This is a genomic window from Acidimicrobiales bacterium (genome assembly GCA_035294085.1).
In the GTDB taxonomy this organism is placed as follows: Bacteria; Actinomycetota; Acidimicrobiia; order Acidimicrobiales; family Bog-793; genus DATGLP01.
This window is the reverse complement of sequence record DATGLP010000026.1, coordinates 102,114-128,379: the sequence shown is the minus strand read 5'-3', so window position 1 is coordinate 128,379 and position 26,266 is coordinate 102,114. Positions and strand designations below refer to the sequence as shown.

Sequence of the window (26,266 nt, the reverse complement as noted above, 5' to 3'; positions counted from 1 at the left end):
GCGAGCGGGGACGAGCAGGCGCACCGGAGCCGGCGGCGGGCGCACTCGTCGGCCTCAGCGCCCGAGCGCGCCGACCGCCTCGGCGAGCAGGCGCTCGAGCTCGAGGGCGTGGATGGCGTGGCTTCCCGTCGCCGGGCTGCCCGCCTCGTCCCGGCTCACCGAGCGCAGCGTCGCACCCGCGGGCGCGAGCCGGCGCAGCCGCGGCTCGACGAAGGTGCGCGCGCCCATGTTGGCGGGCTCGTCCTGCAGCCAGACGACCTCCTCGGCTCGCGCGTAGCGGCCGAGCACCGCGGCGAGCGCCGCCTCGGGGAAGGGGTAGAGCTGCTCGACGCGCACGACGGCGGTCGCGGCGCCGCCCTCGGCCTCGAGCGCGTCCCGGCGGCCGAGCGCGTCGTAGGCGATGCGTCCGCTGCACACGACGACCCGTCGCACCGTCTCGGGCGCCTCGCGCGCCGGCGCGCCGGTGTCGTCGATCACCTCGCGCCAGCCACCTCCGACGAGCTCGTCGGCTCGCGAGCGCGCCGGTCGCGCCCGCAGCAGGGACTTCGGCGTCATGACGACGAGCGGACGGGCGGCGCTGCGCAGGACCTGGGCGCGCAGCAGGTGGAAGTACTGCGCGGCGGTGCTGGGCTGGACCACCGTGATGTTGTCGCCCGCCGCCAGGGTGAGGAAGCGCTCGAGGCGCGCCGAGGAGTGCTCCGGCCCCTGGCCCTCGTAGCCGTGCGGGAGGAGCAGGACGAGGCCCGAGAGCTGGCCCCACTTCTCCTCGGCGGCGACGATGAAGTTGTCGATGATGACCTGCGCCCCGTTCGCGAAGTCGCCGAACTGGGCCTCCCAGGCGACGAGCGCGTCGCGAGCCTCGACCGAGTAGCCGTACTCGAAGCCGAGCGCGGCGTACTCGGACAGGAGCGAGTCGCGCACCGTGAAGCGCCCGGTTCGCCCGGCCGCGAGCCCCTCGAGGTGCTCGAGCGGCGTGTACTCCTCGCCCGTCTCGTAGTCGACGAGCACCGAGTGCCGCTGCGAGAAGGTGCCCCGCCGGGTGTCCTGGCCCGTCAGGCGGACGTCGTAGCCCTCGAGCAGGAGCGAGCCGAAGGCGAGCGCCTCCGCGAGGCTGAAGTCGACCTCGCCGCCTCGGTACTGCTCGACGCGCTGGGCGAGGTGCCGAGCGAGCTTGGGGTGCAGCGTGAACCCGTCCGGCACGGCGTGCAGCCGCTCGACGAGGCGGTCGAGCGTCCCACGCTCGACGCCGGTCGGCGTCGAGGAGAGGCTCGGGAGCTCGCTGCGTCGGCGCTCGGGCAGACGGTCGATGCGCGGCGGGGCGGCCGACCGGGTCTCGTCGAGCGCCTGCTGGAGGCGCGCGGAGAAGTCGGCGAGCGCCTGCTCGGCCTCCTCGAGGGTGATGTCGCCCCGCTTCACGAGCGTCTCGGTGTAGAGCTTGCGAACCGAGCGGTGCGCCTCGATCCGCTTGTACATGAGCGGCTGGGTGTAGCTCGGGTCGTCCCCCTCGTTGTGGCCGTGCAGGCGGTAGCAGACGAGGTCGACGACCACGTCCTTGTGGAAGCGCTGGCGGTAGGCGACGGCGAGGCGGGCGACGCGCACGCAGGCCTCGGGGTCGTCGCCGTTGACGTGGAAGATCGGCGACTGGACCATCTTCGCGACGTCGGTCGCGTACACCGACGAGCGCGCCTCGGTCGGCGGCGTCGTGAAGCCGAGCTGGTTGTTGATGACGAGGTGGATCGTCCCGCCCGTCCGGTAGCCCTTGAGGAGCGAGAGGTTGAGCGTCTCGGCGACGACCCCCTGCCCGGCGAACGCGGCGTCGCCGTGCACGAGCACGGGGAGCACCGGGAAGTCGGCGGGGGCGGGCATCCGGTCCTGCTTGGCGCGAGCCATCCCCTCGACGACGGGGTCGACGGACTCGAGGTGCGAGGGGTTGGAGGCGAGGGTGACCGGGAGCGAGATGCCGTCCCGCCCCACCCACTTGCCGACCGCGCCCTTGTGGTACTTCACGTCCCCCGACCCCTGGACCGTCTCGGGGTCGAGGTTGCCCTCGAACTCGCCGAAGATCTCGCTGTAGGCCTTCCCGACGATGTTGGCGAGCACGTTCAGCCGGCCGCGGTGCGCCATGCCGAGGACGGCCTCGACGACGCCGGAGCGGGCGGCCTCCTCGAGGACGGCGTCGAGGAACGGGATCGTCGACTCGGCGCCCTCGAGGCCGAAGCGCTTCTGTCCGACGTAGCGAGAGTGCAGGAAGCGCTCGAAGGCCTCGGCGGCGTTCAGGCGGGCGAGGATGTGCCGCTGCTCGTCGGGCCCGAGGGAGGTCGGGACCCCCTCGACCATCTCCTGCACCCAGCGCTTCTCCTCGGGGTGCTGGATGTGCATGTACTCCACCCCGACGGTCCCGCAGTACGCGTCGCGCAGGATGTCGAGGATCTCCTGGAGGGTGAGGACGTCGTGGCCGGCGAGGCCGCCGACGTGGAACGGGCGGTCGAGGTCCCAGACGGTGAGGCCGTAGCTCGCCGGGTCGAGGTCGCTGAACAGCGGCGGCGGGCCGCTCGCGAGCGGGTCGAGGTGGGCGATGAGGTGGCCGCGCACCCGGTACATGTTGATGAGGGCGCGCACCTCCTGCTCCTTGGCGAGCTGGGTGGCCTCGCGCTGCCCCGGCGTGAGCGGGTGCCGGTCGCGCGCCCAGCGCGCCGGCTCGCAGCCGACGCCGAGCGCGGCGAACACGTCGTCGTAGAAGCCATCGGCGCCGACGAGCAGCTCGTGGACGCGCTGGAGGAAGCGCCCCGACTCCGCCCCCTGGATGATCCGGTGGTCGTAGGTGGAGGTGAGCGTGACGACCTTGCCGATCCCGATCTCCGCGAGCGATGCCGGATCGGCCGCGGCGTACTCGGGGGGGTAGCCGAGGGCGCCGATGCCGATGATCGCCCCCTGGCCGGCCATGAGGCGCGGCACGGACTGGGTCGTGCCGAGGACGCCGGGGTTCGTGATGGAGACCGTCGCCCCGGCGAAGTCCTCGACGGTCAGCCGCCCCGACCGGGCGCGGCGCACGAGGTCCTCGTAGCCGTGGAGGAAGGCGGCGAAGTCGAGCCGGTCGGCCTCCTTGAGCACCGGGACGACGAGGGTCCGCGACCCGTCGGCGCGCTCGAGGTCGACGGCGATGCCGAGCCCGACGTGCTCGTGGCGCACGACCCCCGGCGACCCCGTGCCGTCGGCGTCTGCGACGAAGCTCGAGTTGAGCGCGGGCACGTCGCGAAGTGCCCGGACGATCGCCCAGGCGATGAGGTGGGTGAAGCTCACCTTGCCACCCGAGGCGCGCGCCAGGTGCTGGTTGACGAGGTTGCGGTTCGCCTCGAGCAGGCGCGCCGGCACCGGGTGGACGCTCGTCGCCGTCGGGACCGCGAGGCTGCGCTCCATGTTCTCGACGAGGCGCGCCGCGCCGCCGCGCAGCACCGTCGCGGACGGCCGGCTGGCGTCGAGCGGCGCGACGGCAGCGGGGGGAGCGGCGGGGGGAGCCGGTGCGGGCGCGGGCGCCTCCTCGCCCGGCGTGGCGTAGCCGGCGCGGGCAGGGGCGGGCGGCGCCCCGGGCATGTGGCTCGGGTAGTCGGCGAAGAACTCCCGCCAGCTCTCGCTCACCGACGAGGGGTCGGCGAGGTACGCACGGTACATGTCCTCGACGAACCAGGCGTTGATCCCGAGCGCGCCCTCGAAGGCCGCGGCCGGACGGCGCTCCCGGGCGGGTTCTCCCTGCATCGCTCCGAGCCTACCGGCGGGCGAGGTAGGGTCGCATGACGTGGCCAGGGTCGACGCGAACCTCGCCGCCATCGTGCGCCGCGTCGTGGCGGTGGCGAGCGCGGCCGCCATCGCCGGGATGATCGCCGCGGCGGCGACGCACCACCTCGGCGGCGTGATCGCCCTCGGCTGCGTCTCGAGCGGGGCGATCGTCGCCTTGATGGTGGCCGTGGCCGTGGGCGAGACGCCGAGCGAACTCGGCGCGAGCGTCGACGCCGAGGCGGCGCGCGAGGTCGAGGCGCTCGTGGCCGCCCTCGTCGAGGGTGGGGCCGACGAGGCCGCGCTGCGCCGCCTCGTCGGGGCGGCGGCGCGCCTTCGCGGCGGGCCGCCCGCCGGCTAGGGCCGCTGGGCGAGCGGCGAGGGAGGTGGCGTGCGGGCGCTCGTGAGCGGGGCGAGCGGGTTCGTCGGGCGCGCGCTCCAGGCCCGGCTGCGTGCCGAGGGCTGGGACGTCGCGCGCATCGTGCGCGCCTCGCCCGGCCCCGGCGAGGTCGGCCTCGACCTCGCCCGCCGGCGCCTCGACCTCGCCGGCCTCGACGACGGGCGCCTCGCCGACGTCGACGCCGTCTTCCACCTGGCCGGCGAGCCGATCACGCCGACGCGCTGGAGCCCGGCGAAGCGCGAGCGGATCCGCGCGAGCCGGGTCGTGTCAACCGACGTCCTCGCGCGCGCGCTCGCCGCGAGCGAGGCGCGCCGCACCGCCTTCGTCTGCGCCTCCGCCATCGGCTTCTACGGCGACCGAGGCGACGAGGTGCTCGACGAGTCGAGCGCCGCGGGCACGGGCTTTCTGGCCGAGGTCTGCCGCGCCTGGGAGGCCGCCGCCGCGCCGGCGCGGGAGGCGGGCATCCGGGTCGTGAACGCCCGCCTCGGCGTCGTCCTCGGCCCCGACGGCGGCGCGCTCGCGCGCCTCGTCCCGCTCTTCTCGCTCGGGCTCGGCGCGCGCCTCGGGAGCGGTCGGCAGTGGACGAGCTTCGTCTCCCTGCACGACGCCGTGGGGGCGCTCGTCCACCTCGCGACGCGCCCGGACCTCGCCGGCCCGGTGAACGTGACCGCGCCGGAGCCGGCCCGCAACGCCGAGCTCACGGCCGCGCTCGCCGCGGCGCTGCACCGGCGCTCCGTGCTCGCCGTCCCCCGGGGCCTCCTCGTGCTCGCCCTCGGGCGCGACGTCGCGCGCGACGTCGCGCTCGCGAGCCAGCGCGTCCTGCCGCGCCGGCTCGAGGCGGACGGCTTCGCCTTCGCCCACCGAGACGTGGCGAGCGCCGTCGAGGCCGCCCTCGCGCAGCGCCGCCGACGGCGAGGGCGCCGCGATGGGTGAGGGCGGTCCGCCGGGCGCGCTCGCTGCCGACGTGCTCGTCGTCGGCGCCGGGCCGGCCGGCTGCGCGGCGGCGATCGGCCTCGCGCGTGCCGGGCGGGACGTGCTCCTCGTCGACCGGGCGCGCTTTCCCCGGGACAAGACCTGCGGGGACGGCCTCACGACCGGCGCGCTCTACCGCCTCGAGGAGCTCGGGCTCGACCCCGCCGACGTCGCTTCGTTCACGCCCGCTCGCGAGCTGGCGCTGCGCTCCCCGTCCGGGCGCGTCGCGACGCTGCCGCTCGGGGACGGCAGCGGTGTCCCCGCGGCCGTCGCCCGGCGCGGCGACCTCGACGCCCGCCTCCTCGACCTCGCCCGAGCCGCCGGGGCGCGCGTCCTCGAGGCGCGCGCCTTTCGTGCGCTGTCGCCCGGCGGCGGGCTCCTCGAGGCGGCCCTCGACGGCGGCCTCACGGCGCGCGCCGCCTACCTCGTCGCGGCGGACGGGGCGCGCTCGGCCGTTCGGCGGGCCCTCGGGCGCGACACGACCGCCGGCGGGCCCGAAGAGGGCTGGCTCGCCTTTCGCGCCTACGCGCGAGACGTCGGCCCCGAGGCCGCCCGGCAGTGGTGGGTGTGGTTCGACGAGGAGCTCCTCCCTGGCTACGGCTGGTCCTTCCCGGTCGGCGCGGCGAGCGTGAACCTCGGCGTCTGCGCCCCGCTCGGGCCCGGCCGGCGGGGCCGCGACCTCGCCGCCGCCTGGCAGCGGATGCTCGCCAGCCCCTTCGTCACCTCGCTGCTCGGCGCGCGCGCCCGCCTCGAGGCCCCGGCGCGCGCCTGGCCCATCCCGGCGCGCCGCGACGTCAGCGTCTGCGCCGCCGACGGGCGCGTCCTGTTCACCGGCGACGCCGCCTTCGCCGCCGACCCGTTCACCGGCGAGGGCATCGCCCAGGCGCTCGAGACGGGCACGCTCGCGGCGGCGGCGATCGCCGGGCCCGGCTCCGCGGACCCGGCCGCGGTCGCCCGCCGCTACGAGGCGGCGCTCGCGCGCACGCTCCGGCGCGACCAGACCGTCGCCGCCGCCTGCTCCTCGCTCATGGCGCACCCCCGCCTCGTGGGTGCCGTCGTCCACGGGTGTGGGGCGAGCCGCGCCCTCGCGCGCCGCGTCGGGCGCTGGCTCTTCGAGGCCTACCCACGGGGCATCGCCCTGACCCCGAGCGCCTGGCGCCCGGCGCGGCTTCGGCGGCCCGATCCCTACGCCGGTCGCGCCCTCAGCCCAGGTTGGCCCCGTAGCGCCGGACGTGGTCGTTGACGGCGTAGTAGGCGTCGATCGACTCGCCGGCGTCGCCCCAGAAGCCCTCGTAGACGTCGTAGGACATCTGTCCCGCGGCGACGTAGTGGTTGTTCACGTCGGTGATCTCGAGCTCGCCGCGCCCGGAGGGCTCGAGGGTCGCGATCACCGAGAAGACCGAGGGGTCGTAGCAGTAGAGGCCCGTCACGCAGTAGGGGCTCGGCGGGTCGTGCGGCTTCTCGACGATGCGCACGACGCTGCCGTCCGGGCCGAGCTCCGGCACGCCGAGGTGGCGGAGGTGCTCGGGCTCCTCGACGCGCGCGAGGACGATCCGGGCACCCTTTCCCTGGCGGCCGAAGGCCTCGACGACGGGCCGGATCGACGCGCCGAACACGTTGTCGGCGAGCATCACGAGGACGAGGTCGTCCCCGACGAAGCGCTCGGCGAGCCCGAGCGCCTCGGCGATGCCCCCGGGCCGCTCCTGGTAGGCGTAGCAGAGCCGGTCGACGCCGTGGTCCTCCCCGTTCGAGAGCAGGCGCAGGAACTCGCCGGCGTGGGTGCCCCCGGTGACCACCATGAGCTCGGTGATCCCGGCCTTGACGAGCGCCTCGACCGCGTAGGAGATCATCGGGCGGTCGTAGATCGGCAGCAGGTGCTTGTTCGTGATGCGCGTGAGCGGGTGCAGCCGGCTGCCGGTCCCGCCGGCGAGGAGGACGCCCTTCATCGCCTCGACGGGGGCGCCGACGCCATGGGCGCGAGTCTACTTTGCGTGCCTCGGCGCGACCCGGCGGTCAGTCGCCGCGCCCGGCGAGCACCGCCTCGCCGAGCGCCGGCCACGCTCGCTTCGCCCAGGGGCCGAAGGGGCGGTCGGTGAGCACGACGAGCGCGCAGCGCGCCGCTGGGTCCACCCAGCAGAACGTGCCGCTCTGGCCGAAGTGCCCGAAGGTGCCCGGCGAGCAGGAGGGGGCGGTCCAGTGCGGCGCCTTCGCGTCGCGAAGCTCGAAGCCGAGCCCCCAGTCGCACGGTGCCATCCGACCGAAGCCCGGCAGGACGCCGGCGAGGCCCGGGAAGGCGACCGTGACGGCGCGCCCGAGGGTCTCGGGTGCGACGAGGCGCGGTGCCAGCAGCTCGACGGCGAAGGCGGCGACGTCGCCAGCGCTGGAGCGGGCGCCGGCCGCCGGCGAGCCCTCGAGGCGCGTCGTCGCGAGCCCGAGCGGCTCGAGCACCGCCTCGGCGAGGTAGCGGGAGAAGGGCATGCCAGCCGCGGCGGCGAGGTGCTCGGCGAGCACCTCGAAGCCGGCGTTCGAGTAGATGCGGCGCGCACCAGGGCGGGCGAGGACGACGTTGCGGTCGGCGAAGGACAGTCCCGAGGCGTGGCTGAGCAGGTGCTCGAGCGTGGCGCCCGGCGGGCCGGCCTCGTCGTCCAGCCGGACGATGCCCTCCTCGAGCGCGACGAGCGCGGCGTAGGCGCTGAGGAGCTTCGTCACCGAGGCGAGCGCGAAGGGCCGGCCGAGGTCGCCGTGGGCCTCGACGATCCCGGAGGGGTCGACGAGCGCGGCGGCGGCGGACCCGGCCCCCCAGGTGTCGATGGCCGCGAGCGCCCGCCCGGGCCCGGTCGCCCCCAGGGTCGGCCGCCTCAGACGTCGAGGAAGCGCCGGATCGCGACCGAGGACCCCGCGACGCCGACGACGAGACCGATCGCCACGACGACGAGCTCGGTGACGGCGAGGTCCGAGGCGGGAAGCACGCTCGAGCCGAGCACGGTGACGTGGTAGTGGCGGATCAGGTAGCCGACGCCGACGTTCGAGAGCAGCACGATGCCGACCGCCACGACGGCGCCGAACAGCCCCTGCACGAGCCCCTCGAGCATGAAGGGGACCCGGATGAACCAGTTCGTCGCCCCGACGAGCTTCATGACGCCGATCTCGCGCCGGCGGGCGAAGATCGCCACGCGGATGGCGTTCAGGATCAGCACGGACGAGGAGACGAGCAGGACGATCGCGATGGCGAGGAGGATCGCCTGCAGCACGTTCGTCACCTGCTGGAGCACGCGGATGCTCTGCGCGGGGAACGGCGTGGCGTACACGCCCGGGTAGCCCTTGAAGATCGCCGCGACCGTCGGCGCCTCGTCCGGGCTCTTCAGCTGGCAGTCGAAGACCGTCGGCGTCGTCGCCGGCGTGAGCGCCTCGAGCGCGGTCGGCGAGCTCGCGAGGATGCGCTTCGCCTGGGCGTACGACGCCGCGTGGTCGAGGTAGGTGAAGTGAGTGATCTGCGGCGTCTGCTCGATGAGCGAGCGGACGCTCGCCACCTGCTGGGGCGTCGCGTCGGCGTTCATGAAGATCTGCAGGCTCACGTTGCTGCCGAACTGGCCGATCTGGCGGTTGACGGCCTGGCGCAGCAGGAGGGCCGTCCCGACGAGCGAGAGGGACACGGCGACGGTCAAGATGGCGGCGAGCGCCATCATGCGGTTGCGCCACAGGTTCGTCGCCGTCTCCTTGGCGACGTAGTCGAGCGAGACGCCCATCACACCTGCCGGACGCCGCGGCGCGCCCGCAGCGCGGCGACGCGACCGGTGGACGACGGCGAGGCGGCGCGCTCGCCCGCGCTCGAGCCGCCGGCACCCGGGGCGAGGAGCGACACCGCGGGGATCCCCCGCGAGGTGCTCGGCGCGTCGGCACCGTAGACGCCGCGCAGCTGGTCGCGCACGACCCGCCCGCGCTCGAGCTCGACGACGCGCCGTCGCATGGCGTCGACGATGCCGACGTCGTGGGTCGCCATGACGACGGTCGTCCCCGTGCGGTTGATGCGGTCGAGGAGGCGCATGATCCCCTCGCTCGTCGCCGGGTCGAGGTTGCCCGTCGGCTCGTCGGCGAGGAGGACGAGCGGCCGGTTGACGAACGCCCGCGCGATCGCGACGCGCTGCTGCTCGCCCCCCGAGAGCTCGTCGGGCATGCGGGCCGACTTCTCGCCGAGGCCCACGAGCTCGAGCACCTGGGCGACCTGCGTCGAGATGACGCTGCGGGGACGCCCGATCACCTCGAGGGCGAAGGCGACGTTCTCGGCCACGGTCTTGTTCGGCAGCAGGCGGAAGTCCTGGAAGACGCACCCGATGTTGCGCCGCAGGTAGGGAACCCGCCAGTGCGAGAGCTCGCCGATGTTGCGGCCCGCGACCCAGATCGCCCCCTCGTCGGGCGTCTCCTCCCGCAGCAGCAGCTTGAGGCAGGTGGTCTTCCCGGAGCCGGAGGGACCCACGAGGAAGACGAACTCGCCCCGCTGGATCTCGAGCGAGACGTCCCGGAGCGCCGGCTCGCCACCCCGGTAGGCCTTCGTGACGTTCTCGAACCGGATCATCGTCCTCTTCCTCGGGTCGAGCCGCTGAGACGGCTCAGCTGCCCACCTCGGTAGGTGCGACGACTTGCACGTTCTTGTCACCGTGCCGCCCGCGGCGCCATTCCAGCGCGTGCGCCGCGACGACCCGCCAAACCCTAGCCGACGCGACATGACAAACCCGTGACAGACGTGGACAAAGCATCGCCGACGAGGGGCCCTGCCAATAAGTACGCGAGTGTAACTTTCGACCTGGCGGTGACGACGGCAGCGGCAGCGGTCGTCGATCCCGAGGTGGCCGCAGGGCGGGGCGGAGCAGGTGAGCGGCACCGACCGAGGTAGGCCCAGAACAGGCGAGCGCACCCTGGCGACGCCGGCTCCTGAGCTGCCCGTACCCGAGCATCCTCGAGCGTGCGGCGGCCGAGCTCGCCTCGCGCTCCTCCGACGCCGACCTCCCAGACGGCACGCGCCTGACCGTCCTGCGTGCACCTCCTGCACCCCGGTCGCCAGCGCCGCCTCTTCCCCTCCCTCGATCACGGCTCCTGGGGCCTGCGCACCGAGCGGGGAAGCCGACCCGAGGGACCTCGTCGTCACCACCGAGCCCACGCCCGCGCCGAGCAGCTCCTGCGCCGGCTGCAGACTCCGAGCGCTGCCGCTTCCCAGTCACCTCCTTCGAGGCAGACGCTGCCTGGATGAAGATCGGCGTCCCTGCAGCCGATCTCGTGCGGTGCTTCCAGCCCCGCTCCGCGGACGGCACCTGGCGCGACGCGAGGCCCGAGGCGTTGCGACGGGCCCTCTTCCACGCTCCTGGCCGACGCGTCCCGCAGACACCCTGGGAGGTCGCGCCCGTCATCGACGGCTGGCCGGCCGCCGACGTGGTGCTCGGCGCCGTCCGACGCATCGAACGCTCCCCTGGCCACCGCCAGGCGCCTGGCAGCCGGCACTCGTTGGTCGACGCGCGCCCGAGCGCGTCGCCAGGGACGGATTCGACCCCTCGAGGCGGGGCCGTCGCTGGCCAACCCGTCACCGCAGGCTCGAGATCACCCGCCCGAGCCGAGGAAGCGGCGCGATCCCGCAGCCGCAACTCGCCAGTCGAAGGCCTGCGGCGTTCGGCTAGCCGGGCTGCTCCGCCCCGCCGCCGCGGCGCCAGCGCAGGTAGGAGACCATGAAGCGGTCGAGGTCGCCGTCGAGGACAGCCTCGACGTTGCCGGTCTCCTCGCCGGTGCGCAGGTCCTTGACGAGCTGGTAGGGAGCGAGGACGTACGAGCGGATCTGGTTGCCCCACTCGACCTTCGCCTGGGGACCAGCCAGCGCGCTCAGCTCGGCGCGCCGCTCGGCTCGCTGCCGCTCGGCGAGCTTGGCGGCGAGGATCTGGAGCGCCCGGGCCTTGTTCTGGTGCTGGCTCCGCTCGTTCTGGCAGGAGACGACGATCCCGGTGGGCAGGTGCGTGATGCGCACCGCCGAGTCGGTGACGTTGACGTGCTGGCCGCCCGCGCCCGAGGAGCGGTAGGTGTCGACGCGCAGGTCCCGCTCGTCGATCTCGACCTCGTCGCCGGCGTCCTCGAGGAACGGCGTCGCCTCGAGGGAGGCGAAGCTCGTCTGGCGCCGGTGCTGGGAGTCGAACGGCGACATGCGCACGAGGCGATGCACCCCGCGCTCGGCGGCGAGCAGGCCGTAGGCGTGGCGGCCGCGCACGATGAAGGTCGCCGACAGGATGCCCGCCTCCTGGCCGGGGGACACCTCGTCGAGCTCGACCCCGAAGCCGTGCCGCTCCGCCCAGCGCAGGTACATCCGCAGGAGCATCTCGGCCCAGTCCTGGGCGTCGGTGCCGCCGGCCCCGGCGTGGATCTCGCAGACCGCGTCGCGCTCGTCGTACTCGCCGGCGAACAGGCTCCGCAGCTCGAGCTCCTCGAGGGCGGCGCGCACGCCGTCGAGCGCCTCGCGAAGCTCGGGCCGCAGCGCCTCCAGCGCCTCCTCGCCCTCCTCGAGCGCGAGGTCGTGCAGCTCGCGAGCCTCGGTGAGGCTCCGGCGCAGCCGCTCGAGCTCCTCGAGGTCGGACCGCACGCGCCCGTACTCGGCGCTGAGGCGCCGGGCGCGTTCGGGCTCCTCCCACAGGCCGGGGTCGGCGAGCTGCGCCTCGAGCTCGCTGTGCCGAGCCCGCAGCCTGTCGAGGTGCAGGTAGGCCTCGGCGGCCTCGAGGCGGCCGGCGAGCTCGGCCAGCTCGTCCGCGAGCTCTCCCCGCTCGACCCCGGCGCCGCCGACGCCGGGCGCGCTCATCGCCGGCACCTCAGGTCGCGCCGTGGCAGAGCTTGTACTTGCGCCCGCTCCCGCACCAGCACGGCTCGTTGCGGCCGATCTTCGCCCTGGGTACGCCGACGAGGCGGCTCGCCGGCGCGAGGGCGGCCGCGCGCTGGGGCGGCGCGAGCGTGCTGGCGCCTCGGTCCGGCGCGGCGCCCACCGACGGCGGCGCCTTCGCGTCCGCCGGGGCGGCGAAGCCGGCGACCGGGTCCTGCGCGGCCTCGAACGTCGCCTGCCGGTAGTCGGGCGCGGCCTCCTCCTCGACGAGCACCTGGACGTGCATCACGTAGCGCAGGTAGTCGTCGTCGATCGCGTCCATGAGCCTGCCGAAGAGCTCGTAGCCCTCCTGCTGCCAGGCCACGAGCGGATCGGTCTGCGCGAGCCCGCGCAGGTGGATCCCCTCGCGCAGATGGTCCATCTCCGCGAGGTGCTGGCGCCAGCGCTGGTCGATGATCTGGAGCATGATCTGGCGCTCGAGCTGGCGGGCGGTGTCCGGGCCGCCGGGCAGCTCGGCCTCGCGCCGCTCGTAGTACTCGACGGCGTCCGCCACGATGCTCTCCCGCAGCTGCTCGAGCGTCTCGGCCTGCTCGAGGTCCTCCACGGTGAACTGGCTCGGGTAGTACTGGGCGAGCTCGGCGACGAGGCGCTCGAGGTCCCACTCCTCGGCGAAGCTCGAGGGGCAGGCGCTGTCGACGAGCGCGCCGAGCGCCGAGCGCAGCAGCTCGAGCGTGTACTCGCGCAGGTCCTCCCCCTGGAGGATCTGCATGCGGCGCTCGTAGATCACCTTGCGCTGCTCGTTCATCACCTCGTCGTACTTGAGGACGTCCTTGCGGATCTCCGCGTTCTTCGCCTCGACCGTGTTCTGGGCGCGCTCGATGGCCCGCGTGACCATGCGCGCCTCGATCGGCACGTCCTCGGGCAGCGCCCGGTCCATCACCCAGCTCATCGCGCCCGACGCGAACAGGCGCATCAGCTCGTCCTCGAGGGAGAGGTAGAAGCGGCTCTCGCCCGGGTCCCCCTGACGACCCGCCCGGCCGCGCAGCTGGTTGTCGATCCGGCGGCTCTCGTGGCGCTCCGAGCCGAGGACGTACAGGCCGCCGAGCGCGACCACCTCGGCGGCCTCGGCCGCGCAGGTCTCCCGGTAGTGCGCCTCGAGCTCGGCGAGGCGTGCCGCACCCGCCTCGCTCGCCGGGTCGAGGCCCTCGGCGAGCAGCGCCTGGCGCGCCAGGCCCTCGGGGTTGCCGCCGAGCAGGATGTCGACGCCCCGCCCAGCCATGTTCGTCGCGACCGTCACCGCGTGCAGCCGGCCGGCCTGCGCGACGATTGCGGCCTCCTTGGCGTGCTGCTTCGCGTTGAGGACGGTGTGCGGGATGCCCTGCTTGTCGAGCAGGCGCGAGAGGTGCTCGGACTTCTCGACCGAGGCGGTGCCGACGAGGACGGGCTGGCCCCGCTCGTAGCGCTCGGCGATGTCCGCCACGATCGCGGCGAACTTGGCCTCCTCGGTCTTGAAGACGAGGTCGGGGTGGTCGACGCGGATCATCGGCTTGTTGGTCGGGATCGGCACGACCTGGAGGCCGTAGGTCGAGGCGAACTCCGCGGCTTCGGTCTCGGCGGTGCCCGTCATGCCCGCGAGCTTCTCGTACATGCGGAAGTAGTTCTGGAGGGTGATCGTCGCCCAGGTGTGGTTCTCCTCGAGGATGCGGACGCGCTCCTTGGCCTCGATGGCCTGGTGCAACCCGTCGGACCAGCGCCGGCCCTCGAGGATGCGCCCGGTGAACTCGTCGACGATCTTCACCTCCCCGTCGGCGACGATGTAGTCCTTGTCCCGCTTGTACAGCTCCTTCGCCTCGAGCGCCTTGCTGAGCTGGTGGACGTAGTTGACCGAGACGGCGTCGTAGAGGTTGTCCACGCCGAGCTGCCGCTCCACCTTCGCGATGCCGGACTCGGTCGGCACGACCGTGCGCTTCTCCTCGTCGACCTCGTAGTCCTCGTCACGCCGGAGGGTCCGGACGATGCTCGCGAACTGGTAGTACAGGCGCGTCGAGTCCTCGCTCGGCCCGGAGATGATGAGGGGCGTGCGCGCCTCGTCGATGAGGATCGAGTCGACCTCGTCGACGATGGCGTAGTGGTGGCCGCGCTGGACCATCTGCCCGAGGTCGACGGCCATGTTGTCGCGCAGGTAGTCGAAGCCGAACTCGGTGTTCGTCCCGTAGGTGATGTCGGCCCGGTAGGCGGCGCGCTTGGCTTCGAAGTCGTCCACCTCGGGCACGACGAGGCCGACGGTCAGGCCGAGGAAGCGGAAGATCTGGCCCATCCACTCCGCGTCGCGCCGAGCCAGGTAGTCGTTCACCGTGACGATGTGCACGCCCTTGCCGCTCAGCGCGTTGAGGTACGCGGGCAGGGTCGAGACGAGGGTCTTGCCCTCGCCGGTGCGCATCTCGGCGATCCAGCCGAAGTGGAGCGCCATCCCGCCCATCAGCTGGACGTCGAAGTGACGCTGGCCGATCGTGCGCCGCGCCGCCTCGCGCACGACGGCGAAGGCCTCGACGAGCAGGTCGTTGAGGTCCTCACCAGCCGCCAGGCGCTCCCGGAACGAGACGGTCATGTGCGCGAGCTCGTCGTCGCTCAGCGCCTCGACCTCCGGCTCGAGGGCGTTGATGAGCGGCACGACCTCAGCCAGGCTGCGCAGCTTCTTCCCCTCACCGGCGCGAAGGACGCGCCCGAAGAGGTTCACCGCTCCCCCGCCCGCGGGCACGCCACGAGCCGCCTCGTGTCCGGCGAGGCGGCGCGAGGCGCGCCTCGCTCCACTCGGACGCGCCTCGACCGGGCTGGCGCGGACGGGCTCGACAGCGGCACCACCACAGTCTACGGCCGGGTCCTGCGAGGTCCTCGCCGCCCTAGCCGACGCCGACCGGGATCGAGCGCCGGCGCGCGCGAGCGCCGTCGGCGCCCGCGGCGACGAGCTCGCCGAGCAGGTGGTGGGGGGCTGCGGCGACGACCCGCACCTCGGCGAAGCTGCCGGGTGCGAGGGCCGCCCGGCCGGGCGCGAAGTGCACGAGCTTGTTCTGGCGCGTCCTGCCGGCGAGCACCGCCGGGTCCTTGCGCGACGGGCCCTCGACGAGCACCTCCTCGACCCGGCCGACGCGCGCGCGGTTGGCCTCGAGCGCCTGGCGCTCGACGACCACCTTGAGCCTGGCGAAGCGGTCCGCGACGACGTCCTCGTCGACGAAGTCGTCCACCATCGCCGCGGCCCGCGTCCCGGGGCGGGGGGAGAAGACGAAGGTGTAGGCGCTGTCGAAGCGCGCCTCGACGACCGCCTCGAGCGTGGCCTCGAAGTCCACCTCGGTCTCGCCGGGGAACCCGACGATGAGGTCGGTCGTCACGGCGAGGTCCGGCACGGCGCGGCGCGCCTCGGCGAGGCGCGCGAGGTAGCGCTCGGCGGTGTAGCCCCGGCGCATCGCGGCGAGCACGCGGTCGCTTCCCGACTGGAGCGGGAGGTGGAGCTGCTCGCACACCGCCGGCGTCTCGGCCATCGCCGCGATGGTCTCCGGGCGCAGGTCCTTCGGGTGCGGGCTCGTGAAGCGGACGCGCCGGATCCCCTCGATCGCACCGACGGCGCGCAGCAGGTCGGCGAAGAGCGGGCGCGGGCGCGCCCGCTCCTCGCCGGCCCAGGCCTCGCCGGCGAGGAAGGCCCGCCGCTCCGGCGCGGCCCCGGCGCGCCGGAGGGCCGCCGTGAGGTCCCGGCCGTAGGAGTTGACGTTCTGGCCGAGCAGGGTGACCTCGACGGTGCCAGCGCGAGCCAGGCGCTCCACCTCGGCGACGAGCTCGCCGAAGGGACGACTCCGCTCGGGCCCGCGCACCGCCGGCACGATGCAGAACGCGCAGGAATTGTCGCAGCCGACCTGGATCGTCACCCACGCCGCGTAGGCGAGGTCCGGGCGCACCGCCATCGCGCTCGGGAAGGCCGCCTCGTCGTCGACGGGCGCGTCGAGCACCTCGACCACCGGCCGGCGCACACGGCGCGCCTCGTCGAGGAGCGCGGCGGCTCGGCCGACGTTGTGCGTGCCGAAGACGGCGTCGACGTGCGGGGCGCGCGCCACGATGGCCTCGCGATCCTTCTGGGCCAGGCAGCCGCCGACCGCGATCTGCAGACCGGGGCGCGCGGCCCGCAACGCCTTCAGCTGCCCGAGGTGGCCGTAGAGCCTGTTGTCGGCGTTCTCTCGCACGCAGCACGTGTTGAGCACGACGACGTCGGCCTCCGCGAGCGACTCGGTGCGCTCGAGCCCCCCGGCGGTGAGATCGGCCGCGATGCGCTCGGAGTCGTGCTCGTTCATCTGGCAGCCGAAGGTGCGGATGAAGAACTTGCGCGCCACCTCCCCACGTTACGCGAGCGCCGCTCGGGCGCGGACCCCGCCTACTCGCTACCGTCGGGCGGTGCTCCTCGGCGCCCACGTTCGCACCGCCGGCGGACTGCTCGCCGCCCTTGAGCGTGCCGAGGCGCTCGGCGCCCAGGCGGTCCAGCTCTTCGCCGCCAGCCCACGTGTCTGGGCGCAGGCCGCGCACCGGCCGGAGGCCCTCCACGCCTACCGGGAGGCGGCGCACGAGAGCACCGTCGTCGAGGCCACCTTCGTCCACGCCGCCTACCTCATCAACCTCGCGACCGGCGACGACGCCCTGCGGGCCCGCTCGCGCGAGCGCCTCGCCGGCGAGCTCGTCGCGGCGAGCGAGCTCGGCGCCGCCGGCGTCGTCGTCCACGTCGGGAGCCACCGGGGAGCTGGCTTCGACGCGGCGCGCGCCCGCGTCGGCCGAGAGCTCGTCGCCGCCCTCGACATGGCGGCCGCTCGCCTCGGCGGCGAGGGCTGCCCGCTGCTCGTCGAGAACACGGCGGGCGCGGGCGGCACCGTCGGGCGGAGCCTCGGCGAGCTCGCGGCGATCCTCGACGCCGCCGGCGGCGACGAGCGGCTCGGCGTCTGCCTCGACACCCAGCACCTGTTCGCCTCGGGCGTCGCCTTTCGCGACCGCGAGGAGGCCGACGAGGTCGTCGCCGGCCTGCGGCGTGCCGACCTGCTCGGGCGCCTCGCGTGCGTGCACCTCAACGACTCGAAGGTGGCGCTCGGCGCGAACCGCGACCGCCACGCCAACCTCGGCGAGGGGCACATCGGCCTCGAGGCGCTCGGCCTGCTCATCAGCCACCCGGCGCTCGATGGCCTGCCCGGGCTCCTCGAGGTGCCCGGAGCCGGCGAGGGGCCGCGGCGCACCGACCTCGAGGCCGCCCGCCGCGCGCTCGAGCTCGGCCGAAGGCTGCGGGCGGCCCCTCGGCGTCGTGGCGGGTCCTGAGGACGCCGGCCCGCCGCCGTCAGGCCCGGACGACGGGGTCGGCGAGCCAGTCGAGCGCCCCGGCGAGGCCCTCGAGGCCGCCGTCGGGCGGATCGCCGGTCCAGCGCCAGCGGCGGACGCCGACGAAGCTGTCGGCGACGACGAGGCGGCCGGGCGGCGGCAGCCGGTCCTGCGCGAAGGCCGCCAGCGCGCGCTCCTGGAGGTCGGCGGCGTCCTCGAGCCCTCGCCGGGAGCGGCCCTCGCGCCCGTCGACCTGGACGAAGAGCCCGAGCCGGCCGTAGGCGAGGAGGTAGCAGACGGCTGGGAGCCCGGCGGCGACGTCGGCGATCGCGGCGAGCACGTAGTCGCCTGGGTGGCGCTCGTCGAGGAACTCCTGCTCGAAGGCACCGACGTGGCGCAGCGCCCCGCGGGCGAGGCGCGTCCCCCACCGATCGGGGCCGAGCCGCCGGACGAGCGCCGCGAGCGGTGCCGGTGGCTCGGGCAGACCGAGCCCGCCCGCTCCGCAGCCGTCCCAGGCGCCGGGCGTCAGGCGGGCACCTTCTCGCGCGGCCGGAGCTTCGCCGCCAGCTCGGCGACGAGCTCCTTGGCCCGTGGCTCGAGGATCGCGTCCACCGGCACGAAGGTCGACCCTCCGCCCGAGAACTCCTGCACGGCCACCTCGCAGCGCGCCATCAGGCCGGAGTCGCCGAGCAGGCCGTCGAGCAGCTGCTGGGTGACCAGCTCGAAGTCCTCCGGGAGCAGCGCGCCGCTCCAGACGAGGGGCTTGTAGAGCGATCCGCCGAGCAGGTACGCGAGGGTCTGCAGGATCCCGCTGGAGGTCGGCTCGGGCAGCTCGCGCAGGTAGGCGCGGTAGCGGTCGGGCAGCCCCTCGAGGTCGCCGCTCGTCATCGCCCGGGCGCGCTGTTGCTGGGCCTGGAGGGCCGAGACGATCGCGCTGCCCGAGATCTGGCTCTCGTAGGAGCGGTGGCCGGAACGGAACGTCGACTCGTGCGTGCGGCCCTCGAAGGCGGTCTTCGCGTCCCAGCGGCCGACGAGCTGGCCCTTCTCGTCGAGCTGGCGGATCTTCTCCTGGACCGAGGTGAAGCGCGCCACGGTCGCCTCGACCTCGCTCTCGCTGAGCAGGCCGGTGATGGCGTCGCGGATCTCGCTCGGCTTGAGCGCGAGGATGCGCCGGCCGAACTCCTCGTCGACCTGGTCGGTCATCCCGAGGTAGTTCTCGCCGAAGCGCTCGTCGGGCGAGCGCATCCGCTCGCCGAAGGCCATGTCGAGGTCGATCCCGGTCACGCCGGTGACCCGGCCGGACTCGTCGGTGTTCACGAACCAGTTCCCCTGGTGGCGGTCGAGCTGCCCGCAGATGGCGTCGAGCACCTGCAGCTTGGAGAGCGCCCGCTGCAGCACCGGGTCCTGCACGGAGATCGCGCCCGGCCCGAGGCGCCTGGCGTGCTCGTCGGTGAGGCCGAAGTTGGCGTCGGTGGCTCGCACGCCCTTCGCCTTCTCGAGCACGGTCCCGAGCTGGCCGTCGTGCACGGCGAACTCGGCGCGTGCCGTCACGTTCGCGTCGAGCAGCTGGTCGATGCGGTACATCGCGACGGCGCGCGCGCCGTAGTTCGGATCGATCTGGCTGATCCCGACGTCGAGCTCGTGCCCCTCGATGTCGCCGGCGAAGCCCTTCTCCGCCTTGAAGTACCCGGAGAACTCGCCGCTCTCGGTCGAGTAGCGCAGCTCCCGGACCGTGTTCTTCTGCCCGGAGGACTCGCCACCCTGGCCGACGAGCTTCGTGTCCGACAGGCCGAGCGTCCGGACCCACGCGCCGCTCTGCAGGTCCTTCATCTCGAGTCGGACGCGCGGGAGCAGCATCGCGATCGCCTGGCGTCGCCCGACCTTCGTGCGCGGGTCGCGCTCGGCGCGCCCCTCCTCGTCGACCCGGCGCGGCGCCGTGTCGGGGTTCGCCCGCTGCCAGGCGAGGCAGGCGGCCTCGATCTTGCCGAGCTGCTCGGCGAGCGGTGCCCGGAGGGCCATGAGCTCCTCCCGGCTCGGGTTGCCCCGCCGGAGGACCTCCTCCTCGAGGTGCTCGTAGGCGCCGACCGCGAGGAGGATCTTGTCCCAGTTCGTGAGCGACCCGATCGAACGCCGCAGCAGGCCCGACGTCCGCCCGCCCCCCTGCGCCTCGAGCGCCTCGCGCGTCCCACGCAGCTTCGGGGCCACCGCGCCGCTCGCCTCGAGCGCGGCGCCGTGGCGGCCGGCGTGGACGGCCTCGTGGGCCAGCAGGCGGTGCGCTTCGAGCGGATCGTCGAGCTCGCCGGCCCCGACGGTCACGACCCGGCCGTCGGTGAAGGCGCGAGCGCCGAGCGCGTCCGCAGCGGCGTCGTCGGCGCGCACCGGGAGCGACGCTGCGAGCTCGGCACCGGGGGCGACCGCGGCGACCGCTGCTCGCAGCGCTGGCGAGAGGGCACCGGCGCGCACGGGCGGGGCGAGCGCGCGGGCGCCGAGGTGCTCGACGGCGCGGTCCGCGACCACGTCCGCCTCGCGCTCTTCGACCGGGTCGACGTGCAGGGCGGGACCTGCCGGTGCCTCGTGCGCCGCGCTCGCGACGACGCTGCTCAGACGGCCGCCCGGCTCGAGCGCCCGGGCGACCGCCGCGTTGCCGGCGAGGCGCTGCAGCCCGAGGAGCTCCTGGGCGCTGCCCGGGCGCGACGCGTCTAACGGCTGGCGCCTGCCTCGGCTTGGCGCGTCCGCCGTCCGCGTACGGGCGCGCCGCTCGCGCGACACTGCACGTGATGGTACTCGACGCGCCCGGGCGCGACGAGAGGCCAGGAGCTACTCGGCCGCGGCGGCCAGCGCCTCGGCGAGGGCGGGGTGCACGAAGAGGCTCTCCGCGATGTCGTCGACGCGCAGGTGCGCCGTCACCGCCAGGGCGATCACGCTGATCAGCTCGGCGGCACGCGTCCCGACGATCGAGCCGCCGAGGACGACGCCAGTCGCTGGGTCCGACACGATCTTCACGAAGCCGCGGGGGTCGCCGTCGATCACGGCGCGGGCGTTCGTCGCGAAGGGGACCTTCGTCACCCGGATCTTGCGCCCGAGGGCGAAGGCCTCCGCCTCGGCGAGGCCCACGTCGGCGATCTCGGGCTCGGTGAAGATCGCCGAGGCCGCCTTGTCGTAGTCGAGGTGCCGATGCTCTCGCGTGTGCAGGCCCATCACGTGCTCGGCGACCTTGCGCCCCTGCATCGCGGCCACCGACGCGAGCTGGAGGCGCCCGGACAGGTCGCCGGCCGCGTAGATGTGCGGGACGTTCGACTGGCAGTGGTGGTTCACGGGGACGTACCCGCCCTCGCTCAGCGCGACGCCGGCGGACTCGAGGCCGAGCCCCTCCGAGGAGGGAACGGAGCCGACGGCGAGGAGGACGTGGCTGCCCTCGACCTGCCGACCGTCCTCGCAGCGCACCGCGACGCCGCGCCCGGTCCGTTCGAGGGCGCACGCTCGCGCCCCCTTCACGAGGCGCACGCCGCTCTCGAGGAAGTCGGCCTCGAGGGCGGCGGCCACCTCGGGGTCCTTCTGCGGCAGCACCTGCTGGCGGGAGACGAGGAGGGTGACCTTCGAGCCGAGCGAGCGGAACATGTGGACGAACTCGACCCCGGTCACCCCCGATCCCACGACGACGAGGTGCTCGGGGATCGTCCTCGGCGGGTACGCCTGGCGCGTCGTGAGCACCCGGTCGCCGTCGACCTGCGCCCACTCGGGGACGCGCGGGCGCGAGCCGGTGGCGAGCAGGACGGCGTCGGCCTCGACCACCTGCTCGTCTCGCCCCGGCTCCTCGCCGGTGCTGAGGGCCACGGCGTGCGGGCCGACGAGGCGGGCGACGCCGCGCACGAGGCGCACGCCCTGGCTCTCGAGCTGGTCGGCCATCGAGGTGGCCAGGCGCTCGGAGATGCGCCGGATCCGCTCGCGCAGGCGCCCGAGGTCGGGTGCGGCGGTGCCGGGGATCGACAGGCCGAGGCCTGCGCTGCGCCGCAGGGTGTCGAGCACCGCCCCGGTGGCGATCATGGCCTTCGAGGGAATGCAGTCCCGCAGGTTGGCGGCCCCGCCGACCACCTCGCGCTCGACGAGGGTGACGTCCGCACCGAGCCGGGCGCCGGTCGCGGCGGCCTCGACCCCGGCGGGCCCCGCGCCGATCACGACGAAGCGAACGCTCACGAGCGCACCTGGCCTACCCGCATCGGCCGCCGAGGCTACTCGCCGCCGGACGCCGGCCACCGGGGCGATCGGCGCGCGCCGGCGCGCGCCGGGCACGCCGGTCAGCCGCCGAGGTAGCTGAGGACGACCCGCCGGAGGCGGTTGTCGGCGTTGGGGTCGACCAGGACGACCGACTGCCACGTGCCGAGCAGCGGCCGTCCTGCCTCGACCGGCAGCGTGAGCGACGGCGCGAGGAGCGCCGGGAGGAGGTGGTCGGCGCCGTGGCCCGGATGGCCGTGGCGGTGCCGGTAGGGAGCCGAGCGCGGCAGCAGCCGCTCGATCGCGGCGGCGAGGTCCTCCTCGCTCCCGGCACCCGTCTCGATCAGGGCGAGCCCCGCCGTCGCGTGCGGGACGAACACGTTGCACAGCCCGTCGCCGCGGCCGGCGAGGAACGCGCCGATCGGCCCCGTGAGGTCGTGGACGAGGCGCGTCCCGGTCTCGATGCGCAGCTCGACGCGCTCGACGGCTCCTCCCTTCCCCGGCGGCGGACGCCGCTCCCGCCTAGTCTGACCGCGCCGCGAGGGCGAGGTGAGGGGCATGGAGTGCTTCGACTACGTGGTCGTGGGCGGCGGCTCCGCGGGCTGCGTCCTCGCCGCGCGCCTCAGCGAGGACCGCCGCACCTCGGTCCTGCTGCTCGAGGCCGGCCCGCCCGGCCGCCACCCCTTCGTCTCCATCCCCGCCGCGTTCCCCCGGCTCTTCGGCGGACCGCTCGACTGGGCCTACCGGACGACCCCCCAGCCCCAGGTCGCGGGCCGCGAGATCTTCTGGCCGCGCGGGCGCATGCTCGGCGGGTCCTCGGCGATGAACGCGATGATGTGGGTCCGCGGCTTCGCCGACGACTACGACCGCTGGGCGGAGGAAGCGGGCCCGGCCTGGTCCTACGACTCGCTCCTCCCCTACCTCCGGCGCGCCGAGGACACCGAGGACGCGAGCGACCACGACGCGCGCTTCGGGCGTTCCGGCCCGCTCCCCGTCTCGCGCCAGCGCGATCCGAGCCCCCTCACCCTCGCCTGGCTGCGCGCCGCGCGTGCAGCGGGCATCCCGGCGAACGGCCACCGAAACGCCGGGGAGGAGGAGGGGGTCGCGCTCGCCCTCGTCAACCAGCGCGCCGGGCGGCGCGTGAGCGCGGCGACCGCCTACCTGCGCCCGGCACGGCGGCGCCCGAACCTCGTCGTGCGCACCGAGGCGCACTGCCGGCGGATCACCTTCGACGGCCGACGTGCCACCGGCGTCGTCTACCGGCGGGGGCGGTCGCTCCACGTCGCCGAGGCGGCCGCCGAGGTCATCCTCGCCGCGGGGACGATCGGATCGCCGCAGCTGCTCCTGTGCTCGGGCGTCGGCCCACCGGCGACGTGCGCCCGCCTCGGCATCGACCTCGTCGCGCCCTCGCCGGGGGTGGGCCAGCACCTCCAGGACCACCTCGTCGCCGGGCTCGCGTACGCGACCGAGGGCGTGGAGACGCTCGCCGCGGCGACCTCGCCGCGCGCTCTCGCCGGGTACCTGCTCGCGCGCCGCGGCCCGCTCACGTCGAACATCTGCGAGGGCTACGGCTTCGTGCGCAGCGACGAGACGCTCCGCCTGCCGGACCTCGAGCTGCTGTTCGCGCCGGTGCTCTTCCTCGACGAGGGGCGCAGCCTGCCGAGGCGCGACGGCGTGACGCTCGCCGCCGTCCTGCTCACGCCCGCCTCCCTCGGCGAGGTGACCATCGCCTCGCCCGACCCCGACCGCCCGCCTGTCGTCGACCCCCGCTACCTCTCCGACCCCGCCGGTGCGGACGCGAGGACGCTCGCCGCCGGCGTACGCCGCTGCCTCGCCATCGCCCGCCAGCCGCCGCTCGCCTCGGTGCTCGGACCTCTCGTGCAGCCCGGCGGGAGCCTCGCGGACGACGACGTGGTGCGCGAGGCCGTCCACCGCTACGCCCAGACCCTCTACCACCCCGTCGGGACGTGCCGGATGGGCCGCGACGCAGCCGCGGTCGTCGACCCCGAGCTGCGGGTGCGCGGCGTCGAGCATCTCCGGGTCGTCGACGCCTCCGTCATCCCGGCGATCCCGCGGGGCCACACGCACGCGGCGACGGTGGCGATCGCCGAGCGCGCGGCCGACCTGCTGCGCGGTCGCGCGGCGGTGGCCGGTCGCGCCGCGAGCTGCGAGCGCTAGCGAGCGCCGTCCTCGACGATCGCGCCGTCGCGCATGCGCAGGCGGCGGCTCGCGCGCGCCGCGACCTCCTCGTCGTGCGTCGCGATCACGAGGGTGACCCCGAAGCTCTCGTGCAGCTCGTCGAGCAGACCGAGGACGCCTCGGGCGGTCTCCGAGTCGAGGTTGCCCGTCGGCTCGTCGGCGATCACGACCTTCGGGTGGTTGGCGAGGGCGCGCGCTATCGCGACGCGCTGCTGCTCGCCGCCCGACAGCGACGAGGGGAGGTGCCCGAGGCGGTGGCCGAGGCCGACCCGCTCGAGCAGCTCGGCCGACCTGCGCCGTCGCTCGTCGCGCCCGATGCCCGCCGGAACCATCGCGATCGCGACGTTCTCCTCGGCGGTGAGGGTCGGGATGAGGTTGAACTGCTGGAAGACGAACCCGATCTCGTCGCTCCGGACCTTCGTGAGCTCTCGGTCGGGCAGCTGCGACAGGTCCCGCCCGTCCAGGCGGATCGTCCCGGCGCTCGGGTGGTCGAGCGCTCCGAGCAGCTGGAGCAGGGTCGTCTTGCCCGAGCCGCTCGGGCCCTCGAGCGCGAGCGTCTCGCCGGCCTCGATCGTGAGGTCGATACCGCGAAGCGCGCGGACGGCGACCCCCCCCTTCGCGTACGTGCGCTCGACGCCGGCCAGCTCGTAGAGGGGCGCGCCGGGCACGGCCCTCGGGATCGCCGTCGCGTCGCCGGTGATCTCGTGCATCTGCGTCCTTTCGCTCATCCGAGGTCCCGCATCGCCACGGCCGGCGCGAGGCGCGCGGCACGCCACCCCCCGGCCGTGCCGGCCACGAGCCCGCCGACGAGGGCGCCGGCGAAGGCCAGGCCGATCGTCCCGGCCCGGACCGGGGCGCTCAGGTGGACGACGTTCGTAACGGTGCTCGTCGTCGCCTGGCCGACGAGGCTGCCGACCTGCGACGCGCCCACGGCGAGCCCGGTCGAGGTGACCGACAGCCCCGGCCCGATCGCCCCGATCACGGCGCAGATGAGCGCCCCGATCCCGAGGCCGAGGAGGCCGCCGACGACGCCGATGCCGAGGTTCTCGGCCATGAGCTGGCGCACGACCGCCCCGCGGGTCCAGCCGATCGCCCGCAGCGAGCCGATCTCGCGCACGCGCTTGGTCACGCTCGAGAGCGTGAGGAGCACCGCGATGAGGAAGGCGGCGAGCAGGACGACGACGGCGAGCGCGCCGCCGAGGTCGTTCGCCAGCTTGTGCGCGTTGGCGAGGCTGCCGCTCACCTGGTTGGCGAGCTGCTTCGCGGTGAGCACCGTGGCCCCCGGCAGCATCTTGTGGATCGCGGCCGCGACACGAGCCACCTGCGAGGAGCTCGCCACGGACACGAGGATCTCGTTGACGAAGCCCTTCGCCGACGACAGCTGCTGCAGCGTCGCGAGGTCGAAGTAGAAGTCGGCGACGTCGTTCGTGAGCGCCGGGTTGACGAGGCCCGCGATCTCGAAGGCCCGCCCGTTGATCGTGACCGACTGGCCGGCGCGCAGGTGGTGGCTGCTCGCGTAGGCGGCGTCGACGAGGACCTCGTCGGCCGGGTGCGAGGAGAACCAGTGCCCCGAGACGAGCTGGGCCCGCTCGACGAGGCCGGGGCTCGTCGGGTCGACGCCCGCGACGGTGTAGGAGCTCGTCGTGGTGTTCGTCGTCGGGGGGTTGAGGACCTCCCGGATCGTCTGCTCGGGCACGACCACCTTCTCGATGTAGGCGCGCTCGGCTGCCGAGAAGCACTTGGCGAACTTCGGGTTCGAGGCGAGGTCGCTGATCGAGAAGAACCGCCGCACGCCGCGCCCGCTCGGGCCGCCCGGCCCGGGCGGTACCTGGCGGATCGCGTTGAACAGGCCGGCGCTCTCGAGGCAGGCGAACTGCTGGGCGCGCTGCGCGCGCGTGAGGGCCGGCGGGCGGACCGTGGTGCTGATCGTCTGACCGCCGGTCCGCACGGAGGCGACGATGCGGGGCACGGTCCCGGTCTCGTGCAGGGCCTGGAGGGAGAGCGCGCCGACCGCCGAGGTGACCCCCGCGAGGTCGCGGACGTCGTTCACGGCCACGCTCGGGAAGGTGATGAGCGTGCCGGGCAGGAAGAAGTCGTGCGTGAAGCGCGTCCCCGGCTTGCCGAGCTTGGCGAGGTCCGTGAGGACCGACGCGTTGTTGTTGAGCAGCGTCGCCTCGCTGCGCCGATTCTCCGCCGCGCCGGCGACCCCGCGGGCGAAGAAGCCCGGACCGCCGCCCGGCGGCCCTGACGAGGGGGAGGCCTGGCCCGACGAGGCGCTCGTCGAGGTCGTCGCGGCGATCGTCCTCGTCACGATGATGCCCGTGCCGACCGAGCCGAGTGGCGACAGGACGCTCGCCTGGGCCGCACCGAGCCCCTCGGAGACGCCGATGATCCCCATGACGAGGCCGACGCCGGCCGCCAGGCCGAGCGCGGTCACGAGCGTGCGCCCGAGGCGCCGGCGCAGCTCGCTCCAGGCGTAGGAGAACGAGGGCATCGCAACCTCCCATCCGAGCCCGGCGGGACGATAC

19 protein-coding genes are annotated in these 26,266 nt (G+C 74.5%); 5 read left to right on the top strand and 14 right to left on the bottom strand.

Features of this window, described 5'->3' with window-relative positions; genetic code table 11:
• Positions 1–54: 54 nt before the first annotated feature.
• Positions 55–3,753: a multifunctional oxoglutarate decarboxylase/oxoglutarate dehydrogenase thiamine pyrophosphate-binding subunit/dihydrolipoyllysine-residue succinyltransferase subunit gene (locus VKV23_09645; GenBank protein ID HLI16299.1), complete on the bottom strand. Its 3,699-nt coding sequence runs from the start codon at positions 3,751–3,753 to the stop codon at positions 55–57.
• 40 nt (positions 3,754–3,793) lie between these two features.
• On the opposite strand from VKV23_09645, the gene VKV23_09640 reads away from it, so the two are divergent.
• The 3 genes from VKV23_09640 to VKV23_09630 are packed head-to-tail and all read left to right on the top strand — an operon-like array spanning position 3,794 to position 6,386.
• Positions 3,794–4,132, top strand: coding sequence for a hypothetical protein (locus VKV23_09640; protein ID HLI16298.1), 339 nt, complete (start codon positions 3,794–3,796; stop codon positions 4,130–4,132).
• A 30-nt stretch (positions 4,133–4,162) separates the two neighbouring features.
• Entirely contained in the window at positions 4,163–5,104 is a 942-nt protein-coding gene (locus tag VKV23_09635; protein HLI16297.1) for a TIGR01777 family oxidoreductase, read from the top strand.
• Entirely contained in the window at positions 5,097–6,386 is a 1,290-nt protein-coding gene (locus tag VKV23_09630; protein HLI16296.1) for an NAD(P)/FAD-dependent oxidoreductase, read from the top strand. Before VKV23_09635 ends, VKV23_09630 begins: the two co-directional genes overlap by 8 nt.
• Here VKV23_09630 and VKV23_09625 read toward each other — a convergent pair.
• The 7 genes from VKV23_09625 to VKV23_09595 all read right to left on the bottom strand — a co-directional run bounded on the left by VKV23_09625 (position 6,346) and on the right by VKV23_09595 (position 16,363).
• The gene (locus VKV23_09625) at positions 6,346–7,089 is read right to left on the bottom strand and encodes a sugar phosphate nucleotidyltransferase (protein HLI16295.1); all 744 of its coding nucleotides are present in this window, start codon (positions 7,087–7,089) and stop codon (positions 6,346–6,348) included. The two genes, VKV23_09630 and VKV23_09625, sit on opposite strands and share 41 nt — an antisense overlap.
• Before the next feature lie 67 nt (positions 7,090–7,156).
• The gene (locus VKV23_09620) at positions 7,157–7,900 is read right to left on the bottom strand and encodes a serine hydrolase domain-containing protein (protein HLI16294.1); all 744 of its coding nucleotides are present in this window, start codon (positions 7,898–7,900) and stop codon (positions 7,157–7,159) included.
• Between the two features lie 101 nt (positions 7,901–8,001).
• On the bottom strand, positions 8,002–8,889 hold the full coding sequence (locus tag VKV23_09615) for a permease-like cell division protein FtsX (GenBank protein ID HLI16293.1): 888 nt from the start codon (positions 8,887–8,889) through the stop codon (positions 8,002–8,004).
• Positions 8,889–9,716: a cell division ATP-binding protein FtsE gene (gene ftsE, locus VKV23_09610; GenBank protein HLI16292.1), complete on the bottom strand. Its 828-nt coding sequence runs from the start codon at positions 9,714–9,716 to the stop codon at positions 8,889–8,891. The genes VKV23_09615 and ftsE overlap by 1 nt, the downstream gene beginning before the upstream one ends.
• A 1,089-nt stretch (positions 9,717–10,805) precedes the next feature.
• Complete coding sequence (prfB, locus tag VKV23_09605) at positions 10,806–11,969, bottom strand: peptide chain release factor 2 (protein ID HLI16291.1); 1,164 nt, start codon at positions 11,967–11,969, stop codon at positions 10,806–10,808.
• A gap of 10 nt (positions 11,970–11,979) precedes the next feature.
• Positions 11,980–14,745, bottom strand: coding sequence for a preprotein translocase subunit SecA (gene secA / locus VKV23_09600; protein ID HLI16290.1), 2,766 nt, complete (start codon positions 14,743–14,745; stop codon positions 11,980–11,982).
• Positions 14,746–14,887: 142 nt separating this feature from the next.
• Positions 14,888–16,363 (bottom strand): MiaB/RimO family radical SAM methylthiotransferase, encoded by a 1,476-nt coding sequence (locus tag VKV23_09595; GenBank protein ID HLI16289.1) that lies wholly within the window; start codon positions 16,361–16,363, stop codon positions 14,888–14,890.
• Positions 16,364–16,424: 61 nt separating this feature from the next.
• On the opposite strand from VKV23_09595, the gene VKV23_09590 reads away from it, so the two are divergent.
• Positions 16,425–17,327, top strand: coding sequence for a deoxyribonuclease IV (locus VKV23_09590; protein ID HLI16288.1), 903 nt, complete (start codon positions 16,425–16,427; stop codon positions 17,325–17,327).
• Positions 17,328–17,346: 19 nt separating this feature from the next.
• Here the strand turns inward: VKV23_09590 and VKV23_09585 are convergent, their stop codons facing one another.
• From VKV23_09585 to VKV23_09570, 4 genes are all read right to left on the bottom strand, one after another.
• Positions 17,347–17,667 carry a hypothetical protein gene (locus VKV23_09585; protein HLI16287.1) on the bottom strand — a complete coding sequence of 107 codons (321 nt, stop codon included), beginning with the start codon at positions 17,665–17,667 and terminating at the stop codon, positions 17,347–17,349.
• 185 nt (positions 17,668–17,852) lie between these two features.
• Positions 17,853–20,096: a DUF4157 domain-containing protein gene (locus tag VKV23_09580; protein ID HLI16286.1), complete on the bottom strand. Its 2,244-nt coding sequence runs from the start codon at positions 20,094–20,096 to the stop codon at positions 17,853–17,855.
• A gap of 48 nt (positions 20,097–20,144) precedes the next feature.
• Positions 20,145–21,521: an FAD-dependent oxidoreductase gene (locus VKV23_09575; GenBank protein ID HLI16285.1), complete on the bottom strand. Its 1,377-nt coding sequence runs from the start codon at positions 21,519–21,521 to the stop codon at positions 20,145–20,147.
• A 101-nt stretch (positions 21,522–21,622) separates the two neighbouring features.
• Positions 21,623–22,099, bottom strand: a complete 477-nt coding sequence (locus VKV23_09570) for a YjbQ family protein (protein HLI16284.1) — start codon at positions 22,097–22,099, stop codon at positions 21,623–21,625.
• On the opposite strand from VKV23_09570, the gene VKV23_09565 reads away from it, so the two are divergent.
• A complete protein-coding gene (locus tag VKV23_09565; GenBank protein ID HLI16283.1) occupies positions 22,098–23,717 on the top strand; it encodes a GMC family oxidoreductase N-terminal domain-containing protein in 1,620 nt (539 codons plus the stop codon). The genes VKV23_09570 and VKV23_09565 overlap by 2 nt on opposite strands.
• Here VKV23_09565 and VKV23_09560 read toward each other — a convergent pair.
• Positions 23,714–24,466, bottom strand: a complete 753-nt coding sequence (locus VKV23_09560; GenBank protein ID HLI16282.1) for an ABC transporter ATP-binding protein — start codon at positions 24,464–24,466, stop codon at positions 23,714–23,716. The genes VKV23_09565 and VKV23_09560 overlap by 4 nt on opposite strands.
• Entirely contained in the window at positions 24,463–26,232 is a 1,770-nt protein-coding gene (locus VKV23_09555; protein ID HLI16281.1) for an ABC transporter permease, read from the bottom strand. Before VKV23_09555 ends, VKV23_09560 begins: the two co-directional genes overlap by 4 nt.
• Positions 26,233–26,266 lie beyond the last annotated feature (34 nt).